Below are 13936 nucleotides of genomic sequence, written 5' to 3' on the forward strand. Positions count from 1 at the left end.
GCACTGAACGGCGCACTTCAATACAGGTGAATGGCTGCGATCCATGGCGGATTTGAGCGCCGTACTGCGTAAGACAATCGACGGGCTGCCGCGCGCGACACCACAGTTGCGCGCCAAGGTCTATGAGAAGGCGCGCGCCGCGATAACCCGCCAGATCGAGGCTGCCAATCCGCCGCTCTCGGATGCGGTTGTGGCGGCGCGCCGATCGGCGCTGGAGGATGCGATCGAGCGCACGGAGGATCACTACCTCTCGCTCGAAGAGGCCGCGCGTCAGGCCTCCATGCTGGAGGACGAGCCGGCAGCGCCTCCTCCGCCTCCGGCCCCTCCCGCGCCGGCACCGCGGCAGGCGGCAGAGCCGCCGAAGGTCTCTGCTCCATCCTGGCCCCCTGCGACACGGCCCGTCGAGACCCCGCGGGACCGACAGGCCGAGCCGCCCGTGCAGCCGGAGCCGATCGTTCCGCAGCGGCCTGCAGCGCCATCCGCGCCGCAGATGCGCACGCGCCCGCCCGAGCCCCAGCCTGCCGTGGACGAGCCACCCGCCCGTCCGTTCGAGCCGTCCGAAACACCGGAGTTCCCGGCACGCGCGGCTGAACCCGACGATGCGGCACGCCCGCAGATCGAGGCTCCGTTCGTGGTGCCGCGCGAGCATGACCATGCCGCGATTGAGGATCACGAGCGCGACGGGGGCCAAGATCAGGCGCCGGACGAAGGCTACTATGCCCCGGCCGGTGAGCGGCGGGACGAAGCCTCCAATCTCGGGCTGGACGGCATTCCGGAGGCCGATCTCGAAGGGCCGCGCTATGCGCCGCCGCGTCGTGCTGCCAAGAAGCGGCGCCTGGCGCCGATCCTCACGGGCATTGGGGCTGCGCTCCTGCTCGGTGGTGCGGCTGCGCTCGGCTGGACCTATCGCGACGTAATCCAGTCAACGCTGGTCGATCCAAGCAGCATCAATTCGCGCCAGACCGCGACCAACCAGCAGCCGGCAACGACGCCGACTTCGCAGGGCACCGGTGCAACGCAGGGAACGCCTGCGGCACAGCCGGATGACGAAGACGGCGAAAGCGAGGTTGCCGCTCTGCCGTCGCAGCCGTCGACCGGCACCGGCAATACGCCGGGCGCTGCCGCGCCCGACGGTGGCACGTCCACGCCGGGCGGGCAGACGCCGTCGACACGCCGCTTCACGCAGCGGCTGCTGCCGGACGGCACCGAGGTCGACGAGGGTCCGGGCGCGGGCAACGCCAATGCCTTCGAGGAAGGTACCAACATCGCCGCCGCCTCGCCGCCGGCCGAGCCACAGCCGGGCGCGAGCCCGGAAACCACGGTCGAGAGCCAGATCGGCCAGAACCCGACGACGGTCGGCGGCGAGACGCCGCCTGCTGACGCCGGGACACCGCCGCAGACGCCGACCGAGACGGCAACACCGCCTGCGTCCGGAACGGCACCGGCAACGTCGGCGACCGAGAATGCCGGCAATCTCGCCGTTGGCCAGAAGGCCGTCTTCTACGAGGAGCGATCCGACACCGAACCCGGTACGCAGCAGAGCGGCAACGTCGTGTGGAGCGTCGTCAACGAGCCGCCCGCCGACGGACAGCCGGCGGAGCCGGCAATCCGTGCCGTCGCGGACGTCCCGGAGGACAATCTGAAGATGACGATGACCATCCGGCGCAACGCGGATCCGACGCTGCCGGCGAGCCACGTCATCGAGCTGCAGTTCGAAGTGCCGCCCGGCTTCAGCGGCGGGCAGGTTGCGAATGTTCAGCGTCTGGCGCTGAAACCGACGGAGCAGGCAAGGGGTGAGCCGCTGATCGGCGTGGCCGGCAAGATCTCGGACGGCTTCTTCATCATCGCGCTCAACAATCTGGAGCAGGCGACGCAGAGCAATCTGGCGCTCCTGAGCAACGAGAAGTGGATCGATATCCCGGTCGCCTACGCGACGGGCCGCAGGGCCTTGATGTCCATCGAAAAGGGCATTCCGGGCGAGCGCGCCTTCAAGCAGGCCATGGACGCCTGGGCCGCGAAGACCTGATCATGGCACGCAGAGACCGGGCCGAGGACGATCCGGTAGCCGTGATGAACTGAAACGAAGAAGGCCCGGCTTGGTGAAGCCGGGCCTTCTTTGATTTCAGCGGTAGAGTTGCGCCGGATCTCAGGCCGGAAGGGCGTCGACCTTGCGCAGCTGCTGGCGGGCCGCCTCGGCCGTATCACGCACGGCCTTCTGCACCTTCTCGAAGGCGCGCACCTCGATCTGGCGCACGCGCTCGCGGCTGATGTCGAATTCGCCGGACAGAGCCTCGAGAGTGAGCGGATCCTCGGCGAGGCGACGCGCCTCGAAGATGCGGCGCTCGCGATCGTTGAGGACGCCCATGGCGTCGTTCAGCATGCCGCGGCGCTGCTCCAGCTCATCCTGCTCGACAAGCGTTTCTTCCTGGCTGCTGGACTGATCGACCAGCCAGTCCTGCCATTCGCCCGATTCGCCCTCGGTTGCGCGAATCGGCGCATTCAGCGAAGCGTCGCCGGAAAGGCGGCGGTTCATCGAGACGACATCTTCCTCGGTCACGCCGAGTTGGGTCGCGATATGCGTCACCTGATCCGGACGAAGATCGCCTTCGTCGAGAGCCTGGATGCGGCTCTTCATCTTGCGCAGATTGAAGAACAGCCGCTTCTGGTTCGCGGTCGTACCCATCTTCACGAGGCTCCAAGAGCGCAGGATGTACTCCTGGATCGAAGCCTTGATCCACCACATGGCATAGGTTGCCAGGCGGAAGCCCCGCTCGGCGTCGAAGCGCTTGACGGCCTGCATCAGGCCGACATTGCCTTCCGACACGACCTCGCCGATCGGCAGGCCGTAACCGCGGTAGCCCATCGCGATCTTGGCGACGAGGCGCAGATGGCTGGTGACGAGCTTATGCGCAGCGTCGCGGTCGTCATGTTCCGCGTAGCGCTTTGCCAGCATGTATTCTTCCTGCGGTTCCAGCATCGGGAACCGCCTGATTTCTTCGAGGTAGCGGTTGAGACCGCCTTCTCCGGATGTGATGCTCGGCAGATTGGCCTGAGCCATGATAAACCCTCCATGCCGGGGTCGCGCGAAGCGCCGACCCACTCACCCGCCGCTTGCAGCCGGCGGAGAGGTCTTCCTCATATGGGAATTGCATAGCCCTGTTTCACGACCAAAACGGGGCAAAGGGGCGAACAGTTCGTTCGCTATCCGTTCACGATCATCCGATCGCAGGCTCCGGCAGATCGAGATCCAGAGCATTGGCCAAACGCGCGAAATCCTCTGGTGGTTCCGTCTCGAAGGCCATGGTTTCGCCGCTGACCGGGTGCTCGAAGACGAGCCGGAAGGCATGGAGAGCTTGCCGCCGAAAGCCTTCGACGACGCTCCGCCGGTCGTCGGTCAGGGTCCGCGCCTTGGTGCAGAAGCCGCCGCCATAGACATCGTCGCCGAGAAGCGGATGGCCGAGATGGGCAAGATGCACCCTGATCTGGTGGGTGCGGCCGGTCTCCAGCTCGCATTCCACGAGCGCCGTGCTGCCATCGCTCGCCTGTGACTGCACCGCGTAATGCGTCACGGCATGCCGCGCATCCGTGCGCGTCGCCGGGGCGACGGCGCGCTTCAGCCGGTCGGCGGTGGAGCGGGCGAGATAAGTGTCGATGATGCCGGTGCGGCGGGCCGGCACGCCCCAGACGATGGCGAGATAGGCCCGTTCCATCCGCCCGTCGCGGCCATGCGCGGCGAACTGCTCGGAGAGGGCGCGATGCGCCGTGTCTGTCTTGGCGACGACCATCACGCCGCTCGTATCCTTGTCGAGCCGGTGGACGATGCCCGGCCGCCGTACACCGCCGATGCCGGACAGGCTGTCGCCGCAGTGGTGGAGCAGCGCGTTGACGAGCGTGCCGGTGCCGTTGCCGGCGCCGGGATGGACGACCAGCCCCGCCGGCTTATCCAGAACGATCAGCGCATCGTCCTCGTAGAGGATGTCGAGCGGGATCGCCTCCGGCTGCGGCTGGGCATCCTCAGGCTCAGGGATCACCATCTCGATGGTGTCGCCCGCCGCCAGCTTGGTGCGGCTTATGAGGACCGGGCGGCCGTTGACGGTGACTTCGCCGCTCTCGATCAGGGCCTGGACGCGGCTGCGCGACATCGCCTCGCCCAGTGCTTCGCTGAGGAACTGATCGAGACGGCGCTTGGCATCGGCGTCCTCGACCACGAAACGCCTTGCGTCGTCCTCGTCTTCGCCTGCGAGACGACCGCGGCTCCCCGTTTGGGCGAGGAGCCTTGCGTCGTCGTCGTCTTCGCCTGCGAGACGACCGCGGCTCCCCGTTTGGGCGAGGAGCCTTGCGTCGTCGTCGTCTTCGCTTGTAGGACCGGCTCCGATGACCCTGGCTCCGCTGGACTTGTGATGAACGAGCGCGACGATCGCGATGAGGAACGCCCGCTGGACCCAGCGACCGAGCGCCTGCGCCGCAAGATGGTGCGTCTTCTGGCGGTCTCGATCGGGGTGATGCTGGCCGGCGTTATGGCGGTCCTCGCTGCCGTTGTCTACAAGGCGACCGAGCGCTCGGACGATACGGTGCTGCCGCTCGTTGCAGGCGCGACCGCAACGATCCAGCTGCCAGCGGGCACGCGCGTGCTCGACAGCGATCTCGACGGCTCGCGAATCCTCCTGCGCGTCGCTGCCGGCAGTGGAGCGGAGCGCCTGATCGTTGCCGATGTGACGAGCGGATCGATCTTGTCCGAGGTCACGCTGCAGACGCAGTAGAGGCCATGTTCCGACGGATCGCACCGTCGTCCACAGGCGATCGGGGCAAGCGACAAAACGCCTTGCCTTCGCCGGCGCCTCCGATTATATCCACGCCACGAACTGAACGCGCCCATCGTCTAGCGGTTAGGACGGCGCCCTCTCACGGCGCAAACAGGGGTTCGATTCCCCTTGGGCGTACCAGTTCTTTCAGCCTTATCGGCAGTTTTTCTCAAAATCTTTGTATGTTTGCCGCGCCGTTTGGAGCGTCCTTTGGCGAGTGCATCATGCGCGCCGACACCCGCCGCATGGCAGAGCCTGCAGGGCGAAGATCCAGCATGACCCCGACCACGATCGATGATCCTGCCGATCCGCGGATCGAAACCTTTCGGGACATCCGGGAGCGCGACATCGTCGGCCGCGGCGGCTTCATCGCCGAGGGCGCGGTGGTTCTCGACCAGCTCCTCGACTCGCAGCGCTTTCGCCCGACGGCCTTGATGGTGCTGGAGAACCGACTGGCGGGGCTGCTGCCGCGGCTGGCGCGTTTGCCGGATGATATTCCGGTCTATGTCGCCTCGCGTTCGGTGTTCGACGCCATTGCCGGCTTTCCCGTCCATCGCGGCATTCTCGCCCATGCGGAAGCGGTCATTCCGACCGGCGGAGCAGGCGATGAGGCGGTGAACCTGGCTCGACTTGCGGCCCAGAAGGCGACCGTGGTCGTTGCCGCCGGCATCGCCAACCACGACAACATGGGTGCGATCTTCCGCAACGCGGCGGCCTTCGGCGCAGGGGCGGTACTGGTCGACGACGCGAGCTGCGACCCGCTCTATCGCAAGGCGATCCGCGTCTCCGTGGGCTCGGTCCTGACGGTGCCGTTCGCGCGGGCGGGACGTGCCGAGGCGATTCACGCTGATCTGCAATCGGCAGGCTTTCGCTGCCTGGCACTGTCGCCGAAGGGGCAGGTGGCGCTGCACGAGCTTCAGTGCGAAGGACCGGCGGCCCTCTTTCTCGGGGCGGAGGGGCCGGGGCTCCCGCAGTCCATCATGGATGAGATGGAAACCCTGCGGATCGCGATGGCGCCCGGCCTCGACAGCCTGAACGTCGCGACCTCAGCCGCGCTCGTTCTGCATCACCTTTACTCGGCCGCGTCCTCGGGCCGCTGATCGCGCCGCCCGGAATCATTGTCGGCGGCACTATCGCTCGCCATCAGCAGCCGCACGCGGTCGGCGAGGGTCGGCTGTGCAGCCGATTCCCCCTGACCTGCCGCCGGAGCATCGCCAAGCAGCTTGAGGATGGGCGAATCGGGCCCTTCCGCAATCGCTGACATGCGGATCACCCGCGCCGCAATGTCGCCGATGCGATCCCGAAGCTCGGCATCGTCGAGCGTTGCAAGATCGTCCGTCGCCGCCAGCGTCTCGGCGGCCGCGTGGCCGTTGACGCCGGCTGCCGGAGGCGCCGCCACTGCCGTTACGGCCGGCGCGACGGCCACGGCATCGAGCGGCTTTTCGGCAGCCACCGCTGCAGAGGTGCCACCGCCGAGACGGGTGAGCTCTTCCTCGCGATCGGCAAGATTGGCCGTCAGCCGCGTCACCTTCTCGTCGAGCGCTGCGGTGCGCGCCTTTTCGCGCTTCAAGGCGGCTTCGAGCGCGGTGATCTCGCTGCGCATGCGCTCGGCCTGCTCGTGCTGCTCGCGCTGGCGACGCTCGCCATGTCGCAGATCATCGGAGCTGCGATCGAGCTTCGCCTCCAGGGAGACGATCTGCACTTTGCGCTCCTCCGCAATGTCGGAGAGTTCGCGGAAGCGGAGCGCAAGCGCTTCGAGTTCTTCGCTTCTGAGGTCGAGGTCGTGCTGCGTGTCGTGCAGCGACGTCTCCAGCCGCGCGATCTCCGCCTCGCGGGCGGCGAGATCGGCCCGCAATTCGGCGATCTCGGCCGTCAGCCGCGCGGCCTTGTCCGTGGCGGCGCGCTCGCGCTGGCGAAGATCAGCATTGTGAACGGCGATGCGGCCTGCCTCGGCGCGCTCGGCCGCCGCCTTGTCGCGCATCTGCCGCGCCGCCAGGTCCTGGCGCCGCACCATCATGGCAGCCTCGGCCCGTGCCATGTCCTGGGCAGCGCGGATTTCGTTGGCAGTGGTCGGGATCGTCGCTTCGAAGTCGCGGCGTGCGAGCCGCTGTGCCTGACGCCAGACGAGAGGCATGACAAGAAGGGCGATGAAGATCGCCACGAGCATGCCGAGAAGGAAGATCAGACCGGTCGCGATCATGCTTGACCTATGGCAGACAAAGCGGGCGTCCGCCATTCACAACGCACAAGCGGCGAAAATATGCGGCAGCCCCGCGACATAGGCGACGGGGCTGCGAAATCATGGCTGTAGAAGCTAGTCTAGCGGACCTCTCGGCGGTCAGAACGGGTTCCAGGTCGGCATCGGGGTCAGCTTGAGATAGCCGAGATTGATGCCGAGCCGCGCGCCGACGCCCGTCTTCACCGGGACGAGCAGCACGTTGTCGCGCCGCAGCAGCGTCATGCCGACGCCGCCGACGAGATAGGCGCTGCCGCTGACGCCGCCGAAGCGGCCGTAGACACCTTCCACCGAAGGAAGATTGTAGACGAGCATCATCATGCGTGCGCCGTCACCGCCGACGTCGAAGCCGAGCGACGGGCCCTGCCAGAAGATGCGGTGCTCGCCGGCATTCTTGGTGAAGAGCGTTCCCTCGCCGAAACGCAGGCCGCCGAAGAAGGCGCCGGCGGCTTCCTCGCCGAGAATATAGCCGTTGGGCTGGCCATAGCTCTGGAACGCCCGCTCGAGCGCCTGGGCGAGGCTGCCCGATGTCGTTCCGAAGAAGCGATGGCCTTCCGAGACCACCTCTTCCGCCGAGTAGCTGCCATTCTGCTGCGCGGCCGCGGGCTCGGCGAGAAGAACGGCCGTGATCGCCATGGCGGCAAGGAAGAGGGAGCGGAGCGGGCGGATGAAATCTGTCATGATCGGAATCCTTCCGTCGATCTTGGACATCCAGCGAGCCACCTGTGCGGTGGCGACGGACGTCCTCCGACGGCATTCGATCAAAATATGCTTTTCATTTGCCTAACGACGGATACGAAGAATGCACCACGCTGACTAGCCCCGGTCAGACGGTCGTTTCGGTTGACGGATTCCGCCCTCCGACTCATTGTCGGCGCCAGGACGGCTGCCGATTCGAGACGCGGTCGACATTCCCCGCAAGGACGGTCAGACCCATGAATCTTCCCGAGATTTCGGCTCCGGACCTCGCCGCTCTGCTGGCGAGCCGCCTCTGCCATGACATTATCTCCCCCGTCGGGGCGGTGCAGAGCGGGCTTGAGCTTCTCGACGAGATGCCGGGCGACGAGGAGTCCATGGCGCTGGTGCGCAACTCGACCAAGAGCGCTGTGGCCAAGCTGCAATTCGCACGGCTCGCCTATGGCGCCTCGGGTTCGACGGCAGCGCAGATCGACCTCGGCGACGCGCGCACGGTAGCCGAGGGGCTGATGAGCTTCGAACGCGCCGAGCTCACCTGGAATGGCGCCCGCGCCTATGTACCCAAGAACATCGCCAAGCTGATCCTCAACCTCATCGTCATCGCTAACGCCTCCGTGCCGCGCGGCAAGACCGTGGCGGTGGATGTCGAAAGCCTGGAGCCGGCGGTGAGGGTGGTCATCACCGCAACCGGAACGCCGCTGCGGGTACCGGCCAAGTTCCGCGCGCTCTTGGCGGGCGAGGAACTGGCCGAGCCGATCGATGCCCACGGCGTGCAGCCCTATTATACGCTGCTCCTGGCAAAGGAGGCTGGCCTTTCGGTCGCGCTCGACATGGTGGACGACCGCGCCGTCTTCACGGTCGCCTCGATTTAACGGCTCGTCTTCATCGTTCCTTTGCCGTCTTCGGCAACGATGCATCAAGCGTGGGGCGCTAATCTTCCCCGACCGTCGCGATGCTCAAGAGCCGCGGCGGACGGGGGAACGACGATGCAGACCTGTCTCATCCTTGATGAATCGAGCGTCATCCGGAAGGTTGCTGGGCGGATCCTGTTCCAGCTCGGCTTCACCGTCTCCAACGCCGCCTCGTCCCAGGAAGCCATCGAGCTGATCGCCGCATCCGGCATGCCGGACGTCCTGATCGTCGCCGGCTGCATCGGCGATGGCTCCTGCGTCGACTTCATCCGCGAGGTGAGGGGGCTGGAGAATGGCTCCACGCCGGTGATCCTCGCCCTGCTCGTCGAGGCCAATCTCGGACAGATGACGCGGCTGAAGCGCGCCGGTGCGACCGGCTTCATCTACAAGCCCTTCGACCGGCAGGCACTGTCGGACTGGCTGCAACCCTATGTGAAGAACGCAGCCTGAGCGCCGGCTTTCAGCAAGCTCACTGAAACGAAAAGGCCCGCACGACCGATCGTGCGGGCCTTCCCTTTGAAGATCGAAATCTGTCGGGCGCGCGGCGCAGGCCTCAGGCCGCGCGCGCTTCCTCCGGCTCGCGCAGCACGTAGCCGCGGCCCCAGACCGTTTCGATGTAATTCTTGCCGTCGGTGGCGTTGGCCAGCTTCTTGCGGAGCTTGCAGATGAAGACGTCGATGATCTTCAGCTCCGGCTCGTCCATGCCACCATAGAGATGGTTGAGGAACATCTCCTTGGTCAGCGTCGTGCCTTTGCGGAGCGAGAGGAGCTCCAGCATGGCGTATTCCTTGCCGGTCAGATGCACGCGCTGGCCGTTCACCTCGACGGTCTTGGCGTCGAGATTGACGGTGAGGTCGCCGGTGTTGATGACCGACTGGGCGTGGCCCTTGGAACGGCGGACGATGGCGTGAATGCGGGCGACAAGCTCGTCCTTGTGGAAGGGCTTCGTCATGTAGTCGTCGGCGCCGAAGCCGAGGCCGCGAACCTTGTCCTCGATGCCGGCCATGCCGGACAGGATGAGGATCGGCGTCTTGACCTTGGACAGGCGCAGGGTGCGGAGCACCTCATAGCCTGACATGTCGGGAAGGTTGAGGTCGAGAAGAATGATGTCGTAGTCGTAGAGCTTGCCGAGATCGACGCCTTCCTCACCGAGATCGGTGGTGTAGACGTTGAAGCTCTCCGACTTCAGCATGAGTTCGATGCTCTGCGCGACGGCACTGTCATCCTCGATCAATAGAACGCGCATCACAAGTTCCTCTCGCCGATCTTGCCGCTGCCAGCGAGGGGCGCGGCTAGACTGAAGTTTGTCCTAAGTCCGGCCAAATCGTGGCACGGAGTGGTTAACAAAGTCTCTTCGGCCCTTCATAGACCATTGACCCAACTGAAGCTGGATCGATCCTCAGCTCGGTCTTCCGCGACCTCTTCGTGCTTGACGGCGGTTTCGCCGGCAATGCCGCGCATTCGGTGCGTTCGGTTTACCCTGCCTTAAATCCTCATCCCTATGATTAACGTTGCGCGTAAACAGAGGGTTAAGATCACTAGCCCGCCAGGCTTGCCCGAAGCCTTTACGCCGATCGGAAATGAAGTGCCGGCGACGGCACCTCGACGAAAGGGGACTGGGATGAAGCGGGACAATCTCGTGCGCCTGACGCGCTTCAAGGTGATGGAGAAGCGCCGCCAGCTCGAACAGCTCGAGCTCATGATGGGTGAATTCGAGCGGATGGCCGCGGATCTCGACGCGCAGATCGCCAGCGAGGAAAAGAAGGCAGGCATCACTGATGTCACGCATTTCGCCTACCCGACCTTCGCCAAGGCGGCGCGTGCACGTCGCGACAATCTGATGAATTCCGTCAAGGATCTTCGCGTGCAGATGAATGCGGCGCGGATCGCGGCGGAGGAGGCGGAAGCCGAACTCGTCAACGCCGAGAAGCTGGAGCAGCGCGACGGCGCCCGCGAGGAAATGGACGAGCGCCGCTCCGCCAGCGCGTGATCGACCGGCGGCGGCGCACTTCGCCGCCGCCTCACCGATAGGGTGGGCGGCCTCGCTCGCCCCCGCATAATTTGCATCCGCCTGGACTGCCGTTCACCGGCATTGCCGGATAAAGCCGTGCCGCCGATCGAGGCGGCGATCAGCCGCGGTCGTTCGACCCGCCGCAAGAAGGCAGATCCGTCGCGCCTGCGGCTCCAATTTGCGTCATTTACCGCAAGCCGCCGCGCTCGAGAGCGCCAAGCCTCAGCACGTTTCCTAGCCACTTCGTCACCTGCCTGCGGGATGCGGTCACCGCAAGATCATCGCGTCGCTCCTGCGCTTCGCCGGATGCGATCGGCGAGCTGTCCAGACCTGCCTGCTGGCGCGCTCTACAACGACGGCGACTGCATCGACCGGGTGATCAGACGACTCACAAATGCGGATGCCCGAAAACGAAAGAAGCCGGCTTGCGGCCGGCTTCGATCGACGTCGTGGTTGCTGATCTCAGTGGTGGAAGTCGTACTTCTTCCGGTACTCCTGGAGCTGCGTGGTGCGCAGCCCCGCGAGACCATGCTGGTCGATGGAAGCCTGCCACGACAGGAACTCCTCCACCGTCAGCGTGTAACGCGAACAGGCCTCGTCGAGGCTCAGCAGCCCGCCGCGAACGGCAGCAACAACCTCCGCCTTGCGGCGGATGACCCAACGACGCGTGTTCGACGGAGGAAGATCGGCAATCGTCAGCGGACTCCCGTCAGGTCCGATGACGTATTTCACTCTTGGTCTAACCTGATCGGTCATTGTACTCTCTACTACACTCAAAGACCTAATCGTCGACGACCTTAGCGCTGCGCTTTTAAAAATCCGTCAAGCGCCTTGTAACAATTCGTCAATAACGCGAACGATCAGGCGCCAAGCGCCTGTGCAAGCAGCCGGATTGGCTGAATTGGCGGCGAAGAAAACACCGCCGCGACGCACAGAATTTGGCAGGCGCGGCGGACGGGTCTAGAAGAACGGGCGGCCTGGCCGGCCGCAGAAGGATCGCCGTCATGCAGAACAGCCTCGACCTGCCGAAGCCGCCGGCAGAAACCCGAATCGTCGTGGCGATGTCGGGCGGGGTCGATTCGTCGGTCGTCGCGGCCCTCCTGAAGGAGGAGGGCTACGACGTCGTCGGCATCACGCTCCAGCTCTACGATGCCGGGGAGGGCGCCCGCCGCGTCGGCTCCTGCTGCGCTGGGCAGGACATTCACGACGCCCGCCGCGTCGCCGCCGCCCTTGGCATTCCCCATTACGTCCTCGACTATGAAGAGGTGTTCCGGCGCTCGGTGATCGAGCCCTTCGCCGACAGCTATCTCGCCGGCGAGACTCCCATCCCGTGCGTCGCCTGCAACCAGACGGTTAAGTTCCGTGATCTTCTGACGGTGGCCAAGGATCTCGGCGCCGACGCGCTGGCGACCGGCCACTATATCGACAGCCGCGCCGATGGCGCGCATCGCCGGTTGTTCCGGCCCGTCGATCTCGATCGCGACCAGAGCTATTTCCTGTATGCCACGACGCAGGAGCAGGTGGATTTCCTGCGTTTTCCGCTGGCTCGCATGACCAAGCCCGAGACGCGCGCTGTGGCGGAGCGCTTCGGTCTGACGGTCGCGGCCAAGCCCGACAGCCAGGACATCTGCTTCGTGTCGCGCGGGCGCTATAGCGACGTGATCGAGAAGCTGAGGCCGGGCGCTGGCCAGCCCGGCGAGATCGTTCATCTCGACGGACGGCGGCTCGGGCGCCACGACGGCATCCTGCACTATACGGTCGGCCAGCGACGGGGCATCGGCATTGCGCTCGGCGAGCCGCTTTATGTCGTGGCGCTGGATGCGCAGAACGCCCGGGTGATCGTCGGGCCGCGCGAGGCTCTGGCGACGCGGCGGCTGCGCCTGCGGGCGGTGAACTGGCTCGGACGCGAAAGCCTCGCGGAAGCCGCCGCCGCCGACGCGCCGCTGTTCGTGAAGGTCCGCTCCGCGCGGCCTCCCATGCCGGCCCGGCTGCATGTCGATGCGGACGGCGTCGTCGCGGTGGAGCTTCTCGCCGGTGAGGACGGCGTTTCCGCCGGGCAGGCCTGCGTCTTCTATGACGGGGAGGGTGCCGGGGCGGCCGTGTTGGGCGGCGGCATCATCGCGCGCACCGAATCGAGCCTGCCGCATCTCGACAGCCTGCCGCTCGCCGCGGCGGAATAGGAAGCAGACGGTCGGGCGCGGCCGCTAAGCCGGTGAGGCTGCGGCGGCAGCGTGCTTGCGCGGGCGTAAGAAACGCGCCGCCTAGGCCAGCGGCGAGGCGATCGACAGGATGCGCACCGTCTCGGCGGCCTCGTCCGGTCCGGTTTCCGGCTGCTGCCGTGTCTCGACACAATGGATGAAGTGGCGCAGCTCGTGATCGAGCGGCAGGCCGGGTTCGGTCTCGATGAACTCGGCCGGCGCGTTGTTGAAGCCGAACACGCGTCCTTCAGGCCAGACGCGGTGGCGGTAAAGCGCCAGCTTCTGGCCCTCGGGCGCGAGATCGTCGAAGCACAGCATGCCGCCCGTGCCGATCGCCGAGAACCGGCGGTCGCGATAGGGCGAGACGCGCGAGACGTGGATCTCGGCGCCGATCCCGTTGGGAAAGCCGAGAACGATATCGGCGATATCGGTCTCGTTGCTGAGAACGGTGCGGCGGGTCGCCTCGACGCGGCTGGGCGCGGTGCCGGCAAGATGCAGAACGAGCGAGAGGTCGTGCGGCGCGAGATCCCAGACAACGTCCATGCCGAGGAACCGCCCGAGCCCCATGCGGGTGGAGACCAGATGCTTCAGATCCCCGATGACTCCGGCGCCAACGAGGCTCGCGAGCCGGCGGAAGACCGGATGGAAGCGCAGCACGTGACCGACCATCATCAGCCGGCCGGTTTCGGCCGCCGTCCTGGCGGTCTCGGCCGCGTCCGCCGGATCAAGCGCGATCGGCTTTTCGATCAGGACGTCCTTGCCGGCGCGCATCGCCGCCCGCGCCGTCGACCCGTGCAGGGTGGCGGGGAGGGCGAGCACCAGCGCGTCGAGATTGGGTGAAGCAACCGCGTCCTGCGGGCGATAGGCGGTAACACCATAGCGCTCCGCGAAGGCGGTGGCCTTTCCGGTATCGGCGTCGGCCACCCCGGCGAGGACGCCGAGCGCGCTCAGCGTGCGCACATGGTTCTGGCCCCACTGGCCACAGCCGATCACGGCGATCCTTGGCTTCATTGCTGCCATCCCTTCATTCGCTCGCGGGTTAGCCGAGCGGCGGGCAAAGGGCAAATCGCAATGCGACTCTC

14 protein-coding genes and 1 tRNA gene are annotated in these 13936 nt (G+C 66.1%); 8 read left to right on the forward strand and 7 right to left on the reverse strand.

Annotated elements, in window-relative coordinates:
* Positions 1–43: 43 nt before the first annotated feature.
* Positions 44–2026 (forward strand): hypothetical protein, encoded by a 1983-nt coding sequence (locus C0R46_RS00335; protein WP_157944503.1) that lies wholly within the window; start codon positions 44–46, stop codon positions 2024–2026.
* A 120-nt stretch (positions 2027–2146) separates the two neighbouring features.
* On the opposite strand, the gene rpoH is transcribed toward C0R46_RS00335, so the two are convergent.
* Together rpoH and C0R46_RS00345 are read right to left on the reverse strand one after the other, a co-directional pair.
* Positions 2147–3058, reverse strand: a complete 912-nt coding sequence (rpoH, locus tag C0R46_RS00340) for an RNA polymerase sigma factor RpoH (protein WP_102957606.1) — start codon at positions 3056–3058, stop codon at positions 2147–2149.
* A 157-nt stretch (positions 3059–3215) separates the two neighbouring features.
* Positions 3216–4208 carry an RluA family pseudouridine synthase gene (locus tag C0R46_RS00345; RefSeq protein ID WP_102957607.1) on the reverse strand — a complete coding sequence of 331 codons (993 nt, stop codon included), beginning with the start codon at positions 4206–4208 and terminating at the stop codon, positions 3216–3218.
* A 192-nt stretch (positions 4209–4400) separates the two neighbouring features.
* On the opposite strand from C0R46_RS00345, the gene C0R46_RS20895 reads away from it, so the two are divergent.
* From C0R46_RS20895 to C0R46_RS00360, 3 genes are all read left to right on the forward strand, one after another.
* Positions 4401–4760 (forward strand): hypothetical protein, encoded by a 360-nt coding sequence (locus tag C0R46_RS20895; protein WP_198598203.1) that lies wholly within the window; start codon positions 4401–4403, stop codon positions 4758–4760.
* A gap of 108 nt (positions 4761–4868) precedes the next feature.
* A tRNA-Glu gene (locus tag C0R46_RS00355) sits at positions 4869–4943 on the forward strand.
* 134 nt (positions 4944–5077) lie between these two features.
* Complete coding sequence (locus C0R46_RS00360) at positions 5078–5902, forward strand: TrmH family RNA methyltransferase (protein ID WP_102957608.1); 825 nt, start codon at positions 5078–5080, stop codon at positions 5900–5902.
* On the opposite strand, the gene C0R46_RS00365 is transcribed toward C0R46_RS00360, so the two are convergent.
* Together C0R46_RS00365 and C0R46_RS00370 are read right to left on the reverse strand one after the other, a co-directional pair.
* A complete protein-coding gene (locus C0R46_RS00365) occupies positions 5875–7002 on the reverse strand; it encodes a coiled-coil domain-containing protein (RefSeq protein ID WP_102957609.1) in 1128 nt (375 codons plus the stop codon). The two genes, C0R46_RS00360 and C0R46_RS00365, sit on opposite strands and share 28 nt — an antisense overlap.
* Before the next feature lie 138 nt (positions 7003–7140).
* Positions 7141–7674: a DUF1134 domain-containing protein gene (locus C0R46_RS00370; protein WP_425349852.1), complete on the reverse strand. Its 534-nt coding sequence runs from the start codon at positions 7672–7674 to the stop codon at positions 7141–7143.
* 299 nt (positions 7675–7973) lie between these two features.
* On the opposite strand from C0R46_RS00370, the gene chpT reads away from it, so the two are divergent.
* Positions 7974–8606 (forward strand): histidine phosphotransferase ChpT, encoded by a 633-nt coding sequence (chpT, locus tag C0R46_RS00375; protein WP_102957610.1) that lies wholly within the window; start codon positions 7974–7976, stop codon positions 8604–8606.
* Positions 8607–8720: 114 nt separating this feature from the next.
* Complete coding sequence (locus C0R46_RS00380) at positions 8721–9095, forward strand: response regulator (RefSeq protein WP_157944504.1); 375 nt, start codon at positions 8721–8723, stop codon at positions 9093–9095.
* 103 nt (positions 9096–9198) lie between these two features.
* Here C0R46_RS00380 and ctrA read toward each other — a convergent pair whose 3' ends face one another.
* Positions 9199–9891, reverse strand: a complete 693-nt coding sequence (ctrA, locus tag C0R46_RS00385; protein ID WP_102957612.1) for a response regulator transcription factor CtrA — start codon at positions 9889–9891, stop codon at positions 9199–9201.
* Between the two features lie 375 nt (positions 9892–10266).
* Between ctrA and C0R46_RS00390 the strand changes: the two genes are divergently transcribed.
* The gene (locus C0R46_RS00390; protein WP_102957613.1) at positions 10267–10635 is read left to right on the forward strand and encodes a flagellar export protein FliJ; all 369 of its coding nucleotides are present in this window, start codon (positions 10267–10269) and stop codon (positions 10633–10635) included.
* Positions 10636–11118: 483 nt separating this feature from the next.
* On the opposite strand, the gene sciP is transcribed toward C0R46_RS00390, so the two are convergent.
* The gene (gene sciP, locus C0R46_RS00395; protein WP_102957614.1) at positions 11119–11412 is read right to left on the reverse strand and encodes a CtrA inhibitor SciP; all 294 of its coding nucleotides are present in this window, start codon (positions 11410–11412) and stop codon (positions 11119–11121) included.
* A 248-nt stretch (positions 11413–11660) separates the two neighbouring features.
* Between sciP and mnmA the strand changes: the two genes are divergently transcribed.
* Complete coding sequence (gene mnmA / locus C0R46_RS00400; RefSeq protein WP_102957615.1) at positions 11661–12836, forward strand: tRNA 2-thiouridine(34) synthase MnmA; 1176 nt, start codon at positions 11661–11663, stop codon at positions 12834–12836.
* An 81-nt stretch (positions 12837–12917) separates the two neighbouring features.
* Here mnmA and C0R46_RS00405 read toward each other — a convergent pair whose 3' ends face one another.
* The gene (locus C0R46_RS00405) at positions 12918–13865 is read right to left on the reverse strand and encodes a Gfo/Idh/MocA family protein (RefSeq protein WP_102957616.1); all 948 of its coding nucleotides are present in this window, start codon (positions 13863–13865) and stop codon (positions 12918–12920) included.
* Positions 13866–13936 lie beyond the last annotated feature (71 nt).

The organism is Mangrovicella endophytica (assembly GCF_002893625.1).
In the GTDB taxonomy this organism is placed as follows: domain Bacteria; phylum Pseudomonadota; class Alphaproteobacteria; order Rhizobiales; family Rhizobiaceae; genus Mangrovicella; species Mangrovicella endophytica.